The 16,698-nt window shown below is 57.3% G+C and carries 17 protein-coding genes; 12 read left to right on the forward strand and 5 right to left on the reverse strand.

Going from position 1 to position 16,698, the window contains the following annotated elements:
* Positions 1 to 66: 66 nt before the first annotated feature.
* On the reverse strand, positions 67 to 1,281 hold the full coding sequence (locus ACEE09_RS07410) for an Mbeg1-like protein (RefSeq protein WP_449083451.1): 1,215 nt from the start codon (positions 1,279 to 1,281) through the stop codon (positions 67 to 69).
* Between the two features lie 166 nt (positions 1,282 to 1,447).
* On the opposite strand from ACEE09_RS07410, the gene ACEE09_RS07415 reads away from it, so the two are divergent.
* The 11 genes from ACEE09_RS07415 to ACEE09_RS07465 all read left to right on the forward strand — a co-directional run bounded on the left by ACEE09_RS07415 (position 1,448) and on the right by ACEE09_RS07465 (position 10,618).
* Positions 1,448 to 1,750, forward strand: coding sequence for an urease subunit gamma (locus ACEE09_RS07415; protein WP_449083452.1), 303 nt, complete (start codon positions 1,448 to 1,450; stop codon positions 1,748 to 1,750).
* Positions 1,751 to 1,764: 14 nt separating this feature from the next.
* Positions 1,765 to 2,139, forward strand: a complete 375-nt coding sequence (locus ACEE09_RS07420) for an urease subunit beta (protein ID WP_449083454.1) — start codon at positions 1,765 to 1,767, stop codon at positions 2,137 to 2,139.
* Between the two features lie 84 nt (positions 2,140 to 2,223).
* On the forward strand, positions 2,224 to 3,939 hold the full coding sequence (gene ureC / locus ACEE09_RS07425; protein ID WP_449083455.1) for an urease subunit alpha: 1,716 nt from the start codon (positions 2,224 to 2,226) through the stop codon (positions 3,937 to 3,939).
* Between the two features lie 27 nt (positions 3,940 to 3,966).
* Positions 3,967 to 4,458: an urease accessory protein UreE gene (ureE, locus tag ACEE09_RS07430; RefSeq protein ID WP_449083456.1), complete on the forward strand. Its 492-nt coding sequence runs from the start codon at positions 3,967 to 3,969 to the stop codon at positions 4,456 to 4,458.
* Positions 4,459 to 4,482: 24 nt separating this feature from the next.
* On the forward strand, positions 4,483 to 5,148 hold the full coding sequence (locus ACEE09_RS07435; protein WP_449083561.1) for an urease accessory protein UreF: 666 nt from the start codon (positions 4,483 to 4,485) through the stop codon (positions 5,146 to 5,148).
* A gap of 33 nt (positions 5,149 to 5,181) precedes the next feature.
* A complete protein-coding gene (gene ureG, locus ACEE09_RS07440; RefSeq protein WP_449083458.1) occupies positions 5,182 to 5,799 on the forward strand; it encodes an urease accessory protein UreG in 618 nt (205 codons plus the stop codon).
* Positions 5,800 to 5,833: 34 nt separating this feature from the next.
* Positions 5,834 to 6,754: an urease accessory protein UreD gene (locus tag ACEE09_RS07445; protein WP_449083460.1), complete on the forward strand. Its 921-nt coding sequence runs from the start codon at positions 5,834 to 5,836 to the stop codon at positions 6,752 to 6,754.
* A 12-nt stretch (positions 6,755 to 6,766) separates the two neighbouring features.
* Positions 6,767 to 7,681, forward strand: a complete 915-nt coding sequence (locus ACEE09_RS07450) for an urea transporter (protein WP_449083462.1) — start codon at positions 6,767 to 6,769, stop codon at positions 7,679 to 7,681.
* Positions 7,682 to 8,809: a FecCD family ABC transporter permease gene (locus tag ACEE09_RS07455; RefSeq protein ID WP_449083463.1), complete on the forward strand. Its 1,128-nt coding sequence runs from the start codon at positions 7,682 to 7,684 to the stop codon at positions 8,807 to 8,809.
* A gap of 46 nt (positions 8,810 to 8,855) precedes the next feature.
* Entirely contained in the window at positions 8,856 to 9,863 is a 1,008-nt protein-coding gene (locus tag ACEE09_RS07460) for an ABC transporter substrate-binding protein (RefSeq protein WP_449083464.1), read from the forward strand.
* Positions 9,860 to 10,618, forward strand: a complete 759-nt coding sequence (locus tag ACEE09_RS07465) for a heme ABC transporter ATP-binding protein (RefSeq protein ID WP_449083465.1) — start codon at positions 9,860 to 9,862, stop codon at positions 10,616 to 10,618. Before ACEE09_RS07460 ends, ACEE09_RS07465 begins: the two co-directional genes overlap by 4 nt.
* A gap of 8 nt (positions 10,619 to 10,626) precedes the next feature.
* On the opposite strand, the gene ACEE09_RS07470 is transcribed toward ACEE09_RS07465, so the two are convergent.
* From ACEE09_RS07470 to ACEE09_RS07485, 4 genes are all read right to left on the reverse strand, one after another.
* Positions 10,627 to 11,139 carry a methylated-DNA--[protein]-cysteine S-methyltransferase gene (locus ACEE09_RS07470; RefSeq protein ID WP_449083467.1) on the reverse strand — a complete coding sequence of 171 codons (513 nt, stop codon included), beginning with the start codon at positions 11,137 to 11,139 and terminating at the stop codon, positions 10,627 to 10,629.
* Positions 11,140 to 11,141: 2 nt separating this feature from the next.
* Positions 11,142 to 12,695, reverse strand: coding sequence for a glycerol kinase GlpK (gene glpK, locus ACEE09_RS07475; protein WP_449083469.1), 1,554 nt, complete (start codon positions 12,693 to 12,695; stop codon positions 11,142 to 11,144).
* Positions 12,696 to 12,784: 89 nt separating this feature from the next.
* The gene (locus ACEE09_RS07480; RefSeq protein WP_449083471.1) at positions 12,785 to 13,582 is read right to left on the reverse strand and encodes an MIP/aquaporin family protein; all 798 of its coding nucleotides are present in this window, start codon (positions 13,580 to 13,582) and stop codon (positions 12,785 to 12,787) included.
* Between the two features lie 92 nt (positions 13,583 to 13,674).
* Positions 13,675 to 15,438 carry an FAD-dependent oxidoreductase gene (locus tag ACEE09_RS07485; RefSeq protein WP_449083472.1) on the reverse strand — a complete coding sequence of 588 codons (1,764 nt, stop codon included), beginning with the start codon at positions 15,436 to 15,438 and terminating at the stop codon, positions 13,675 to 13,677.
* Between the two features lie 109 nt (positions 15,439 to 15,547).
* On the opposite strand from ACEE09_RS07485, the gene ACEE09_RS07490 reads away from it, so the two are divergent.
* Positions 15,548 to 16,492, forward strand: coding sequence for a sugar-binding transcriptional regulator (locus ACEE09_RS07490; RefSeq protein WP_449083474.1), 945 nt, complete (start codon positions 15,548 to 15,550; stop codon positions 16,490 to 16,492).
* The last annotated feature ends 206 nt before the right edge of the window (positions 16,493 to 16,698 follow it).

Raw genomic sequence — 16,698 nt, forward strand, 5'->3', positions numbered from 1 at the left:
ATATTTGCCTGCCGGTAACGGCCAGACCAACCTCATCCATTGGGCCGGGGTGTGCGTCACCGTCAGCTAAGGCAGGCGTCCGCTGCGCTCAGCAGACAAGAAACTCACCAGGCCCCGGCCACCTACCTGCACGGCAGGAAAAGCCAGGGGCCTGGCCAGTTTAAGGACGCCCCCACCCGCCTGACGCTGCTGGCTGCGAGTACGCCGCCATAGAACCAAAAAATCGTCGAGCGCACCCTGCACCATCCGGTAGGTTTCAGGGTCAAGCTCCTGAGCTTTAGCACGCATCCGCTGAATAAAAGGAACAATATTCTGGCCAATACCTAGCAGACTGGTGTACCCCTCATCCATGGCTAAACTAAAACAAACATCAACTACCTCTTGCACCTCTTCAGGGGAGTGGCGATCTAACCACGCCCGGCTGACCAGCTTAACCCGGTCGCTAGCAGGAGTGGGGCGCTCCACCAGCGCAAAATGCCCCCTGGCGTCGGTATGCCAATTAAAAATAGAATGCTGCATCAGCCCGAAGAAGCTACTAGCAACCACCTGCGGGGTTCCCCGCTTAAACATCAAACGTCCCACAATACTATCGACCGGTATATAGTCCACCGTCTTAGCGCAGATACCCTGGTAGCCCGGCTGGCCCAGAAACTCAGGCACAAAACCCGGCGAATCGAAAGTAACCAACTCATCAATACGGGCCTGAGCCTGCTCACCCTGCACACTGGCCGCATACACCGCCAGGTGCCCGCCCTTAGAATGACCAGTCACGAAAAGCGGAAGCCTAGAATCACAGGCCAGCGCCTCCGAAAGATAATCAGCGGCAAGTGCCTGAGCAGGAATCCGCTGCCGGGCAGCTAGATGAAAGTCCTCCTTCCACCCGGTGAGCGTATCGTCTGTCCCACGGAAAATAACCTGCTTGAGCACCCCAGGGAGCACCAAGGTCAGAGCCGCAAACTGAACCTGCTCAGCATCGTCCTGCTTAGCCTCATAACGGCAAAACTTGAGCCCAGCAAACCGGGCAGAAGCCGCAACCAGCTTAAGCAGCTGCAACCGCTGAGCAGTCGCCAGAAACCAGTTCGCCCGCAAAGTACCATCACTAGAAAATTCCTGATAAATCTGAGCTGCACCCACCCCATAAGCAAAACCCCCGTGATGCTCGGCAATAACATCAAGCGGCAAATAAGCCAGCTCATTGAGCAGACACACATCAACATGGGTCAGTTCCCGCTCAGCGGGAGTATCATGCAGGTGCTTTTGGGCGTAAGCCAGAAGGTTCATTCGTCCATCATTCCTTGGGGGTACTGCTTCCAGGATAAGAAAGATGTTTCGTAGCTGTAAACAAATCTGTAACGGGAATGTAAAACCGGTATTTTTGGTGAAACTATTCTCGCTGCGGGCTTAAGCTTGAAAAGATCTTCATACGATTTAGAGAACCGGAGCAACCATGCACCTTCAACCTAAGGACCACGACAAACTCCTGGTCGTTGTCGCTGCCGACCTCGCCCGCCGCCGTCAGGCCCGCGGCCTCAAACTCAACTACCCCGAAGCTATCGCCATTATCACCTACGAACTGCTCGAAGGGGCCCGCGATGGCCGTAGCGTAGCAGAGCTGATGAGCTGGGGTAGCACCATCTTAACCCGTGAGGACGTCCTCGATGGAGTTGCCGAAATGATTCACGATGTGCAGGTCGAAGCGACCTTCCCCGATGGCACCAAGCTTGTTACCGTCCACAACCCCATCCGATAGAAGAGGCGCACCCCATGATTCCCGGTGAATACATCCTGGCTGACGAACCGGTAACCTGCAACGCAGGCCGTGAAGCTATCACCCTTGACGTAACCAATACAGGCGACCGCCCCGTGCAGGTTGGCTCCCATTACCATTTTGCAGAGGCCAACCAGGCCCTAGACTTTGATCGCGATGCTGCACTGGGGCACCGTCTTGATATCCCTGCTGGTACCGCTGTCCGTCTAGAACCGGGCGATACCACCACCGTGCGCCTTATCCCTTTGGGCGGTGAACGGACAGTATTCGGCTTCCGTGACCTTGTGAGCGGCCCCCTTGACTCCCGCCCGGCCACCAGCTTTACCGCCACCAGCACACCTGCAGAAACAGAAGAAGTAGCTAGCTGCTGATAGCAGCCTCTCACCCCAGCCTGAGGCCCACGCCAGGTAGCCTGCCGCCTCACACAGCACCCAGTAGAACGAGGAAGATTTTCCATGAGTTTTGAACTTAGCCGCGAACGCTACGCTAGCCTCTACGGCCCCACCACCGGCGACTCCATCCGTCTAGCAGATACAGACCTAGTAGCCACTATCGAAAAAGATCTGACCGTAGCGGGTGAAGAAGCAGTCTTTGGCGGGGGTAAGGTCGTCCGTGACGGCATGGGCCAAAATAGCCAGATGGTACGTGACCAAGACGTCCCCGATACCGTGATCACTAACGTAGTAATTATCGACTACACCGGTATCTATAAGGCAGATGTTGCTCTGCGCGATGGCCATATCCAAAAAATTGGTAAAGCAGGCAACCCTGACACCATGGACGGTGTAGACATCGTCATTGGCGTTGCAACCGACGTCATCGCCGGTGAAGGAAAAATTCTTACCGCCGGTGGTATCGACACCCACATCCACTTCATCAGCCCCGACCAAATCGAAACCGCCCTCGTCTCAGGTATCACTACCATGATTGGTGGCGGCACCGGCCCCAGCGAATCCACCAAGGCCACCACCATCACCCCAGGTGAAGCCAACATTCACCATATGCTCAAGAGCTTTGAAGAGTTCCCCATGAACTTCGGCCTACTGGGCAAGGGCCACGGCTCCTCACAAGCGCCCATCGCAGAACAGATTCAGGCCGGTGCAGTTGGCCTCAAAATCCACGAGGACTGGGGCGCAACCCCCTCATCCATCAACACCTCACTTGAGGTCGCAGACGCCTATGATGTGCAGGTTGCAATCCACACCGACACCCTCAACGAAGCAGGATTCGTAGAAGATACCCGCGCAGCAATTGCCGGACGCGTCATCCACACCTTCCACACTGAAGGTGCAGGTGGCGGGCACGCCCCCGATATTATCGAACTTGCCGGTGACCCCAACGTCCTACCTGCATCAACCAACCCCACCCTGCCCTTTACCCGCAACACCCTTGAAGAGCACCTTGATATGCTCATGGTCTGCCACCACCTTAACCCCTCCATCCCAGAGGACGTGGCCTTCGCTGATTCACGAATCCGTAAAGAAACCATCGCAGCTGAAGACGTTCTGCACGATATGGGCGTTTTCTCCATGACATCATCAGACTCCCAAGCTATGGGGCGTGTGGGGGAAGTAATCCTGCGTACCTGGCAGGTTGCTGACTCTATGAAAAAGCAGCGCGGCACCCTCCCAGAAGATGAATCAATTACCGGTGATAACTTCCGTATCAAACGCTATATCTCTAAGTACACCATCAACCCTGCTCTTGCCCACGGTATTTCTCACGTAGTAGGTTCCATCGAACCCGGTAAGTTCGCTGACCTGGTGCTGTGGGAACCTAAGTTCTTTGGTGTTAAGCCTGACCTTATTATCAAGGGAGGGCAGATGGCTCACGGCGTGATGGGAGATGCCAATGCGTCTATCCCAACTCCCCAGCCGCGCTGGTACCGAAAGGCATTCGGCTCCTATGGCAGCGCCGTCTACGACAGCTCTATTACCTTCATGTCTCAGGTGGCCATTAGCAATGATGTTCCCGGCAAGCTGGGCTTGCAGAAGGTGATCCGCCCCGTCCACGGTATTCGCACTCTTCAAAAATCAGATTTGAAGTTTAACGGTGAAACCCCTGAACTGAGTGTTGACCCAGAGACCTACGAGGTGAAGGTCGACGGTGAAGCTATCACCTGCCAGGCTCAAGACGAGCTGCCCATGGCCCAGCGTTACTTCCTCTTCTAAACCACAGTAGATAAGGACAAAATCTCTATGATTATTACCGAGATCCTCGGAAACGCTTCGACAGATCAAGGGCAGCAGCTTCTCGCTGGCCGGCATATTGAGAAAGTCACCTTGCCTAGTGCTGATTTGGTGAAACGGATTCAGCGTCTTACTACTGACCATCATCGTGAGCTGGGTCTGCGTCTGCCCGCCAAATCACCGGATTTGCAGGACGGCGATATCTTGTTGCTAGAAGATACCGGTGAGCATGGTAACGCTGTGGTTGTTGCAGTCTTGCCGACAGATGTTCTGGTGATAGCTCCGCCGACCATCCTGCAGATGGGTTTTGTAGCTCATTCTTTAGGCAACCGCCACTTACAGGCCCAGTTCTTCGATGAAACCAGTGAATATGGTGCTGAGGTGATGGTGGTGCAGTATGACCACACTGTGGAAAGTTTCTTGCTGCACCATGAGGTTCCTTTTGAGCGGATGGAGCGGGTTATGCCGGTTCCTTTCCGTCATACTGAGCATACGCACTAGGGGTTGGCTGTGAAACTCGACCCCATGTTTGCCATGATGCAGCTCACCGACTCTGCGGTGCCGACCGGCGCTTTTAGCCACTCACTGGGCTTTGAAACCTACATGCACCGAGAAATTCTGGTGGATGAAGCAAGTTTCTCAGCCTGGCTTGAGATGTTTATTAAAGAGCAACTGTGCTACACCGATGCACTAGCTATCCGGTTAGCTTATTCCTGCGCCTCCGGTGAGGAACTAGCAGATTTAGATGAGCTGCTGACCGCAGCTACCTTACCGCAACAGGTGCGGGAGGGAACTGCCACCATGGGGCGGCGTCTGCTGGCCTTAGCCTCGATGAGCTACCCCAGCGCGGGCATCCAGGACTACTCCGAACGAGTAGCTACCGGGCAAGCAAGTAGCCACCCCGCCCTCGTCTGGGGAATGCTAGCTAGAGAGCTAAAAATAGCTGAGGATGAAGCCGTAGCATCCCACCTTTATGCCACGGTAATTTCATTGACGCAGAACGCAGTGCGCGCAATACCCCTGGGGCAGAATACCGGCCAACGGATTATCAGGGCAGCCCAGGGGTGGGTAAAACACGCTACCTCTGTTTCTGCCCAGCTAAGCCCTGATGATCTTGGCGCGATTGCTCCGGGGCTTGAAATTGCCCAGATGAACCACGAGCGGCAACGTGCCCGCATGTTCATGAGCTAATCACCGAGTCAAACATTGAAAGAAGAAAGAACGATGGACCCTATTATTATCGGAATCGGCGGCCCCGTTGGCGCTGGTAAAACTCAGCTCATCGAGCGTATCTCTCGCGCAATGAGCGATGAAGTATCGATGGCTGCGATCACCAACGATATTTACACCATTGAAGATGCAAAAATTCTAGCCCGTAACTCAGTGCTCCCCGAATCACGCATTATCGGCATCGAAACCGGCGGCTGCCCCCACACCGCTATCCGTGAAGACACCTCCATGAACGAGGCAGCCATCGAAGAACTAAAGAAACGATTTGACGATTTGCAACTGATTTTCGTTGAATCAGGTGGCGATAACCTCTCCGCCACTTTCTCACCTGAACTCGTAGATTTTTCTATGTACATCATTGACGTAGCGCAGGGAGAGAAAATCCCCCGCAAAGCGGGCCAGGGCATGATTAAATCTGACCTCTTCATCATCAATAAGACCGATCTGGCCCCCTACGTTGGTGCTGACCTAACGGTGATGGAAGCAGATTCACAGGTCTTCCGTAAAGACAAGCCTTTTGCCTTTACCAACCTGGTGACCGATGAAGGCCTAGAAAACGTGCTGAACTGGATCCGCAAGGACGTGCTCATGCTCGATTTAGCTGATTCCTAGCCTTAAGGTGCCGGTGAAGAAGAAAGAAGAGAGTATGCCCACCTCAACACATGATACTGGGCGCCATCACCAGCCCGAATGCAAAGAGGGGACCAAACCGCAACCTGAGAACTGGGCCGGTCAGCTACGTCTGAACATTGCCCAACGGCAGGGTACCTCCTACGCTGCCTCCCAGTATCATGAGGGAGCTCTCCGCATTTTGCGCCCGCACTACCTCGATAAGAGCGGGCAGGTTAATTACACCATCATTAACCCAGGTGGGGCTTACTTCGGTGCTGACCGCTACCTGCTAGACCTTACTATCCAGGACCAAGCATCCTTAGTGCTGACCACCCAGTCTGCAACCAAAATCTATAAGACCCCACAGGGCCCTGCCTACCAGCAGCTTACAGCCAAGCTAGGGGAGGGAGCAGTACTGGAATATGTTCCAGACCAGCTCATTCTCTACCGCCAAGGAGCCTACCGTCAGTCCTCTTCCATCGACATGGACCCTACCGCCAGTCTGGCGCTCGCCGAAATAATTACCCCCGGTTGGGCACCAGATGGCAGCAGCTTCGGCTATGAAGAGCTATGGATGCGCACCGAGGTGCGGGTTACTGGGCCCGCAGGCCCCAAACGCCTTGCCGTAGACCAGCTCCGACTCCGCCCCTCAGACTACACCGACATTCAAGGGATCGGTCTGATGGAAGGCTATTCTCACACCGGGCAGCTACTCATCGCTGATGCCCGCATCGACCAGGCCCTCTATGAGCGCATTGCCACCGTGGCTGAAGAATCTCCCACCCGTAGCGGGGTCAGCCGAATAGGTGGCGACAACACCTACGGAGTCAAAGCCCTCATCGTGCGTAGCCTAGCTCAATCGACCGGCGAAATTATGTCTTTGCAACACTCCATTATTGATGAGATAAGGGCCCTGTGGCGTGGCCAAGGCCCACTCGATTTACGAAAATACTAGGGAAACAGGGTTATGTTTTATATTCTCAGTGCGCTCCGAGGAATCTCTCAAATATTTTTTGCGCAGAACGCGGCAACAGGGCTCCTAGTCCTTGCAGGCATGGCCCTCTTCGACCTCAGAGCTGCTGCGCTCATGCTCCTAGGGTCAGCAGTACAAGGGGCCACCGGCCTTGCAAGCGGCCACAAAGACCAAGTACAGGCTGGCCTCTTCGGATTCAACGGCGCCCTGGTAGGAGCAGCTACCGGTGTACAACTTCAAGACTGGACGCTGGGAATCACCCTCACCCTGGTAGGGGCTGCTACCTGCACCCCCGTTGGCGTATTCTTTGAACGTCTCTTTGCCAGCCCCGCCCTGAACTGGGCCAAACTACCCGTATCAACTGCACCCTTTTGCACCGTAACAGGTCTTCTCATAACAGCAGTTGCCAGCCTCAGCGTCACAGGCCCTCTCACCACAGGTGAAGGACTCGCCGGGGCAGGTACCGGCATAGCAAACAGCATCGCCGAAGTGATTCTAGCTGACGGGCCCTTCACCGGCGTCCTCATCGCCCTAGGCCTAGTGATAGCCCCACTAGAACTAGGAGCCTTCGCCCTCTACGGCGCTGCCCTAGCACTCATCATCGCCACGCTCACCCACGGCGGGCTCCTTGAAAGCTCTACCGGACTCTACGGCTACAGCGCAGTCCTTGTCTCCATCGCAGTAGGCGCAATCTTCTGGCCAGAAGCATCACTTACCACCCGAATCATCGGAGCAACAGCCGGGGTCGCTCTCACCACCGCCATCCAACCACTGCTAGCCTTAACCCCTCTACCGGTCTACACCTGGCCCTTCCTGCTCTCACTATGGATCGTGCTAGCAGCCCGCGCAGCAACCACCGCCAAGCAACACAAAAACCTCACCGAAGCCCAGCAGGAAGCCACTGCCTAAATGTCGCTGATAGCCTCAACCGGCTCACTCTCACACCCCCAAGAACCGGCTACAATCCCGCCCAACCCAGACAAGACCCACCAGCTAGGTCTACAAGGCCGCCGCCGCGTGGCGTCCTTCTGGCTCCTAACGCTCACCATAGCCACCCTGGCCGCTGCCACCCTAGGCCTACTAGTAGGCTCAGTACCCCTCAACCTAGGGCAAGCTCTCACTGTCATCGGCCACCACACCCTGGGCCTAGCCCTACCCGAGAACCTAGGCCCAGCCACAGACGCCATCATCTGGCAGGTCCGACTCCCACGCATCATCCTCGCCCTGGCAGTAGGCACCCTCCTGGCCCTAAGCGGTATGGTCCTCCAAGCCATGGTGCGCAACCCTCTGGCCGAACCTCACCTCCTCGGCATCAACTCTGGGGCCTCAGCAGGGGCAGCCCTCGCCATCCTCTTCGGCCTAGGAGCAGGGGCCCTCGGCTCCCAAGCTCTACCTATCACGGCCTTCCTCGGCGCCCTCATCGCCTCAGCCATGGTCTACCTGCTGGCCACCACCGGCGGCCGCTTCACCTCCCATCGCCTCCTCCTCTCCGGCGTGGCAGTAGGCTACGCCCTCACCGCCCTCACCAGCTTCCTCATCGTCATGAGCGGCAACGCAGAAGGCACCCGATCAGTCATGTTCTGGCTACTAGGGTCACTCGCACTGGCAAGCTGGGGGATTAGCCTGACCGTAGTCGTAGCGGTCACTGTACTCACTGGCCTTATTTTCTACCTGATGAGCCACTATCTAGATGTGCTCTCCGTTGGCGACGAGTCAGCACACACCATGGGCCTGTCCCCAGAGAAAATCCGTATCGTCCTTCTGCTAGTGGTCTCCTTAGGAGTAGGAACAGCGGTCGCAGCCTCAGGCAGTATCGGCTTCATCGGCCTCATCGTTCCCCACCTCACCCGCAAACTCGTCGGTGCCACCCACCGTCTAGCCCTGCCCGTAGCAGCCGTCATGGGCGCAGGGATCATGACGCTAGCTGACATCCTCTCGCGTACACTCATCGCACCGCAAGAACTTCCCATCGGCATCCTTACCGCCCTACTGGGTACACCCCTGCTCATCATGCTTATCAGAGCCCAAAGAGCCTAAAAACTACACAAGGTAATACAGCCTATTCAAGAAACGGAGATCCCCCATGAGCCTTCCCACACCCCGCCTGCGTACCGCCTGCCTGACTCTAGCGTCCGCCCTGATCCTGTGCTCCTGCGCTAGCACCAGCTCTACCAGCACACAGAATGCCAGCAGCGAGCCAGGTTTCCCCCTCACCATAGAAAACTGCTCAACCTCCATTACCATCGACCACAAACTTGAGCGTGTTGCCCTTCTTGAACCTGCCTCAGCAACAGCTCTAGCCCAGCTAGGTGTTCTCGATCGGGTTGTTGCCCGTGCAGGAGCCTACCCGGATGAGTACTACAGCCCCCAGGTGCGCTCCCAGATTGCTGAGATCCCTAACTACACCCAAGACCTGGACCCCACCGGTCACGTGCAAATCTCCATCGATAAGATTCTCTCTGACCAGCCCGATAGCGTCTTCCTGGGAGAAGTTGAAAACATCACCCCTGAATCCCTTGTTGAGATGAACATCCCCGTTATCCAGGAACCTGCCATGTGCCGCACCGGGGCACCGGAATCTCAAAGCTACCAGAGCGTCTATGACCAGGTGAGCATGTACGGGAAAATTTTTGGTGTTGAAGATAAGGCAGAACAAATCAACAGCGAACTTGCCCAGCGAGTTAAAGCTGCTGAAGAGACCGTCGAACAATCAGGGCGCCAAGGCCGCACCGCCGCAGTACTCTACCCAACCGTTGGTGGCGGCACTATCTATGCCTACGGCACCCGCTCCATGGCAGACCCCCAACTTACAGCAGCAGGGTTTATCAACGTTTTTGCAGACACCGACCAGCGCGTCTTTGAAGTGACCCCCGAAGAGCTCATCGCCCGCAACCCCGATGTGCTGATTCTGCTGCACACTGACGGCCAAGCCCAGCCTGTCGAAGATGCCCTACGTTCCATGCCCGGTGCATCATCCATCACCGCGGTGAAAGATGACAATATTATGGTTCACCTGATGAACTTCACTGAGCCAGCCACGCCCCTGTCTGTTACCGGCCTTGAGAACATTGTCGATCGGTTCTATTCATGATCTCAGCCCAAAACCTGAGCTACTCCTACGGCACACACCAGGTCATCGCCGATGTTTCCTTCTCCACAGCCCCAGGCCAAATAACCGGTCTGGTGGGGCCTAACGGGAGCGGAAAATCTACCCTGATTCGTCTGCTCAGCGGCATCATGAGCCCCAACAGCGGAACCATCACCATCGACGGTGAACCCCTCAACCACCTCAGCGCCAAAGCCCGCTCCCAGCGGATCGCGGTTGTCGTTCAAGAGCGGGACGCAGAGCCCGGCCTGAGCGTCGCTGAGATGGTGATGCTGGGGCGCACACCCCATCTAGGGATTTTTCAACATGCTGGGGCAGAGGACGAACAGGAAGTAGCCCTAGCCCTAGAACAGGTAGATGCTCTCAAACTGGCCCATCGGTCCTTTTCTCAGCTATCAGGTGGAGAAAAGCAACGGGTACTGGTAGCGCGAGCTCTTGCCCAGAAAACTAACTACCTCTTATTAGATGAGCCGACGAATCACCTTGATGTCCGCCATCAGCACGAGCTGATGCAACTGATTCGGGCCAGCCAGCGACAGGTTATCGTGGTCTTGCACGACTTAAACCTAGCTGCCCAATACTGTGACCGTATTGCTATACTCCACCAGGGGCACATCGTTAGCCAAGGGCAACCACAAGATGTACTGGTTCCTGAAGTATTAGAGCCGGTCTATGGTGTACGTGTGCACCCCACAGACGTGCGCGGCACCCGTCAGCTCTTCTTCGAACTTAAGCCGTAAGAACTCTTTTAGAAGAGCCGCCCTTCAGCCTCGGCGCTAGGTTCTTCGAGGGCCAGTAGGTATTCTTTGCGTTCTAACCCTCCAGCGTAGCCGGTGAGTTTACCGTCAGCGGCTAGAACCCGGTGGCAGGGAATGAATATGGAGACCTTGTTGCGCCCTACCGCCTGCCCTACTGCCTGGGCTGGTGCGCCTGGGCCCACAATCTTAGAGATAGCCCCGTAGGTGGTGGTGTAACCGTAGGGGATATCTTGCAGGGCCGCCCAGACAGCTAACTGAAAATCTGTGCCTTCAGGGGCGATAGGCAGCTCAAAGACGGTGCGCTGGCCAGCAAAATATTCCAGGAGCTGGGCTTGGGCGTCGGTGAGCACATCGCAATCGCTGATTTCGATGCGGCGCCCCAGGGCATCGCTGGTGGGGAAATGAGCCTGGCCGGTGAACCAGGCGCCGGTGAGCACCTGCCCATTAGAGGCCAGAATCATTTCCCCGAGCGGGGTGAGGGTGTGGGCGTGGTGGCTCGTCATACTTAGTCTTGTTCGACGTCCTCATCGACCCAGTCCAGGGTCTTTGAGACAGCTTTCTTCCACAGGCGGTACTGGCGTTCGACTTCGTCCTTTTCCATCTGGGGTTCCCAGCGTTTGTCTTCGGACCAGTTGTCGATAACGTCCTGTTCACCTTCCCAGAAGCCAACGGCGATACCGGCTGCGTAGGCGGCACCTAGGGCGGTGGTTTCGATGACCTTGGGGCGGATGACGGGCACCCCTAGCAGGTCTGCCTGGAACTGCATGAGGAACTCGTTAGCGGTCATACCACCATCAACGCGTAGCTCTTCAAGTTCTACATTAGTGCCAGCGGCTTCGGCGTCAGCGTTCATAGCGTCGAGTACTTCGCGGGTTTGGAAGGCGGTAGCTTCAAGGGCTGCGCGGACGATGTGGGCCCGGTTGACGTAGCGGGTGAGGCCTACAATGACGCCGCGGGCATCTGATTTCCAGTGGGGTGCGAAGAGCCCGGAGAAAGCAGGTACCACGTAGGCTCCACCGGAGTTTTCGACGCTGGTGGCTAGTTCTTCTGATTCGCTGGCATCATCAATCATTCTGAGGTTGTCGCGCAGCCACTGGATGAGGGAGCCTGAGACGGCGACGGAGCCTTCCAGGGCGTAGACGGGGGCCTTCTCGCCGAGCTTGTAGGCAACGGTGGTGAGCAGACCGTTTTCTGAGATGACGGGTTCGTTGCCGGTGTTCATGAGCATAAAGTTACCGGTGCCGTAGGTGTTCTTGGCCATACCTTTTTCGAAGCAAGCCTGGCCGAAGGTGGCTGCCTGCTGGTCACCGAGGATACCTGAGATGGGGGTTCCGTGCAGCAGACCCTTGGGGCGGCCGTGCCCGTAGACTTCGGAAGATGACTTAATCTCGGGCAGCATGCTCATGGGGATACCCATATCGGCTGCGATGTTTTCGTCCCATTCTAGAGTTTTGATGTTCATGAGCAGGGTGCGGGAGGCGTTGGTGACGTCGGTGATGTGCACCCCGTCTTCAACGCCGCCGGTGAGGTTCCACAGCAGCCAGGTATCGGTGGTACCAAAGAGTAGGTCGCCTGCTTCTGCTTTGTCGCGGGCTCCTTCAACGTTGTCGAGGATCCACTTGATTTTGGGCCCTGAGAAGTAGGTGGCTAGGTTCAGGCCCACAATATCCCGGTACTTGCCGGGGCCTTCGTCGCCGCCGAGTTCGTCGCAGATTTTTTGGGTGCGGGTATCTTGCCAGACGATGGCGTTGTAGATGGGTTTGCCGGTGTTTTTGTCCCAGACGACGGTGGTTTCACGCTGGTTGGTGATGCCTACAGCGGCGATTTCGTGGTGGTTTACTTCGGCCTTGGTAAGGGCTTCACCGACTGATTTTCGCACGTTCTCCCAGATTTCCATGGGGTCGTGTTCGACCCAGCCAGCTTTGGGGAAGATTTGTTCGTGTTCGTGCTGGCCCACGCTTTTGAGGTGACCGTCTTTGGTGAAGAGAATGGCGCGGGAGCTGGTGGTGCCCTGGTCGATGGACAGGACGTACTTCTTACGTTCGGGGAGCTGTGACATGGTTTTCCTCTTTTCGTGGGTGCGCCGCCTTTGGCGCGGTGGTGAGGCTTACTTGTTTTTAGTATATGGTGCGGACGCCGGCGACCGGCTTATCCCAGGAGGGCCGGTACAAGGAGCGCGGCTGCCGCTGCGCCGATGAGGGGCCCAATGACTGGCACCCAGGCATAAGCCCAGTCAGATGAGCCCTTGCCTTTGATGGGCATGAGGGCGTGGGCTAGGCGGGGTGCTAGGTCGCGGGCAGGGTTGATAGCGTAACCGGTGGGGGTGCCCAAGGATAGGCCGATAGCAACAACGATGAAGGCTACAGCTAGGGGTCCTAGCCCTGAGGGGGTGCTGCCAGAGGCCAGGACGAAGCCAACGAGCACGAAGGTGCCGAAGGCTTCGGTGAGGGTGTTCCACCCGTAGGAGCGAATGGCTGGGCCGGTGGAGAAGATACCCTTGGTGGTGCCCGGCTCTGCCTGATCAAAGTGCTTCTTATAGACCAAGAAGGCACCCCAGGCACCCAGGAAGGCACCTACCATCTGGGCTGCCACATATATGAAGAAGTGGCCGGTGGTGGGGGAGATACCAGGGGCGAAGTCACCACCAGAAAGGAGCAGTCCCAAGGTGACAGCGGGGTTGAGGTGGGCACCGGATGGGGCAGACATGTAGACGGCAGCAAAAACTGCCAGGCCCCACCCAAAGGCGATAGTGAGCCAGTCAGTGTTCTTAGCAGCTGACTTGGGCAGGGTAACTGCAGCGCAGACCCCAGCACCTAACAGGATCAGGATTCCGGTTCCAATAACTTCAGACACGAAAGCACCCAGGACGGTTGCGGTGCCCTCTGCGGTAACTAGGGCGCTTGCCTGGAAGCTGGCTTCAGCGCCAGCGGCCAGTAGTGAGCTCATCGTCGACCTCATATTTTCTGTGAAAGCCAGGCGCCTGCGGTAGGCACCTGGCAGCTAGTAGTATTCAATTCTTTACCCCAGGCCAGGGCCCTTTACTGGAGCGCACGCACCGGGCGGCGGGGCGCCACCTGAGGCGCCCCAAGAACTTCAGCGGCGGCGTCCGCGTCCTCAGTGCGAGTTTCAGCCGCAGCGATAGCTTTAACCCGCGCAGCGTACATGTCCTTTTCACGGGTCACGGTGGCCTGGCCCCAGCCAAGTTCAGCGGCCATGATCTCAAGAACCTCATCGGCGGCTGCCAGGCCACGATCAGTAGCCTCAAGATCTAGGCGGACGCGGCGCACCAGCACATCTTCAAGGTGCAGAGCCCCTTCAGCCCGCACCGCCATAGCCACATCGGCCCGCAAAAACTGGGATGCCTGCGCCAGCGGAGCACCCAGGGACGGGTCTTCCTCGATGAGGGTGAGCACATCAGCCAGCTCAGCGCCGTAGCGTTCTAGCAGGTGCTCCACACCGTCCTCATCCCAGCCCTTCTCAGCAGCCAGCGCGCCGGCACGGGCTGCCAACACCTCATACCCCTCAGCACCGACCAGCTTGATGTTCTCGGTAACAGAGGGCAGATCCTTGGCGCGGTCGCCCAGGGCGAAGTCCACGGCGTCCTCGGCCATCACGCGGTAGGTGGTGAGCTTACCACCGGCGATAGCGCTCATGCCGGGGGCAATCTCCATGACAGTATGCTCACGCGAGACCTTAGTAGATGCAGCATTCTCACCCTTCTTCACTACCGGCTGCAGCAGGGGGCGCAAGCCAGCGTAGGAGCTGATAATATCGGCCTCGGTCAGCTCATCGGCAATCAGCTTATTAGCCTGGTCGAGCACATAGCGAATATCTGCCTTGGTGGCGACGGGGCGCTCACGGTCCTCGGTGTAGGGGGTGTCAGTGGTGCCAATAATCCAGTACCGCTGCCAAGGAATAATGAAGAGAACCGACTTCTCGGTCTTGGTGAAGATACCGCTGGTGGCCTTGATACGGTCGCGGGGCACGGTGATGTGCACACCCTTGGAAGCCAGCACCTTCAGGCCCTGGTCCTTAGTGGCCATGGACTCTGATTCTTCGGTCCACACGCCGGTTGCGTTGATGATGCGCGCGGCCTTGACGGTCTTTTCGTCGCCGGTTTCTAGGTCAACAATCTGGGCGCCGATAACTCGCCCGGCGGCGTCCTTGTTGATAGCGGTGACTTGGGTGCGGGAGGCTGCTAGGGCGCCGTAGCCTGCGGCGGTGCGGACCAGGTCGATGACTAGGCGGGCGTCATCCACGCGAGCATCGTAGAACTGGATGGCGCCGGTGAAGGCGGAATCTTTGATGCCGGGGAAGACTTTTTTGGTGCCTTCTTTGGTGAAGTGACGCTGGGCGGGTACGGTGCGGTGGCCACCGGCCCCGGCGAAGGCCATGGTGTCGTACATGCCGATGCCCACAGCGGAGTAGGCGCGCTCAATGAGGGGTGTTTTGAGGGGCCAGAGGAAGGGCTGGGCTTTGACGAGGTGCGGGGCGGTGTGTTCAAGGAGCAGGCCGCGTTCTTTGAGGGCTTCGGCAACTAGTTTGAAGTCTAGGTTGTAGAGGTAGCGTAGGCCACCGTGCACGAGCTTGGAGGACCAGGCGCTGGTGCCCGCTGCCCAGTCGCCTGCCTCGACAATGGCGGTGCGCAGGCCGCGGGTGGCTGCGTCCAGGGCTATGCCTGCCCCGGTGACACCGCCACCAATAACGAGGACGTCTACACCGGCTTCATCGGTCATGGTGGTCAGTGCCTGGGCGCGGGTTTCTGCTGAGAGGTGGGACTGGGTGGTGAAGGTGGCAGTCATGGGGATCTTCCTTGCGACGGGTTGCCTGGCTAATGTCTTGCTAACTATTTCAACCGTGCGAACAAATAACTGCCAGCTCTGTGAACAAATGTTCAGTTAGAATCGCACTATGATGAACAGAAGTCAGAATCAGGTTGTTGAGGCTGCCCAGCTTTATTACGGGGAGCATTTGACGATGTCAACTATCGCTGCACGCTTGGGGGTCTCCCGCCCCACCGTCTCTCGCCTGCTCAAAACTGCACGTGAAACCGGGGTTGTGGCGATTCATCTCAATGAAAAGGCCTATAATTCTGACCCGCTCGAAAAGCGCCTGTCTGACCTCTACCGGGTGCGGGTGACGGTGGTGCGCGCCCCCGAACACGCTACAGAACAAGCTCGTATGAGGAGGGTGGCAATAGCCACAGCAAACCTTGTGGACTCCCTCATGGTGCCCGGTACGACACTTGGTGTTGCCTGGGGCTCAACCGTAACCGAAGTGGCCCAGTTCCTGCCCAAGCGCCCGCTGACCGAGGTGACGGTGGTTCAGCTCAACGGGGCAGGCAACGCTGTGCAGACGGGGATTCCCTACTCGGGTGCGATTCTGGGGCAGGTGTCTTCTGCTTACAGGGCGCAGATGGTGCATTTCCCGGTACCTGCCTTCTTTGATTTTGCCGACACCAAGGCGGCCATGTGGCGGGAGCGGTCGATTCGCGGTGTGCTGGCAGTGCAGCGTAGCGCCGATATTGCCCTGTTTGGTGTGGGTGCTTTTGGTGGTGAGCTCAAGTCGCACGTTTATAGCGGAGACTATTTCAATGCGGAGCAGATGCGGGAACTACAGGGGCAGGGTATTGTGGGGGATATGTGCACGGTGCTGCTACGGGAGGATGGTACCTGGGCTGATTTGGCGGTGAACCAGCGGGCGACGGGTCCCACCCCTGCGGAGCTGGTGAAGATAGGACGACGCGTGTGCGCGGCTGCTGGCCGCCACCGCGCTGTTGCCCTGCGCGCCGCCCTAGTCACCGGCGCAATCACCGACCTGGTGGTGGATGCGGACCTGGCGGAGAGGCTTTTGTAGGGGCCTTTTATACTAGTATGCATACCCACACCGTACCGGGCATGGAACGAATAACTGCTGATAACGGATGAGCTTGAACTAGAACAGGTATGAGGCTTTTTCAAAAGGTTCTACAGGCTCACGCTCGTAGCTGATCCTTCTCACCTGGTTCGCCGACGCTCACAAGGCGATTCACACCAGCCCCAAGTCAGCAGCTTGGCAGTGAA

The sequence above is a fragment of the Rothia sp. 88186D007BW genome, assembly GCF_053544215.1.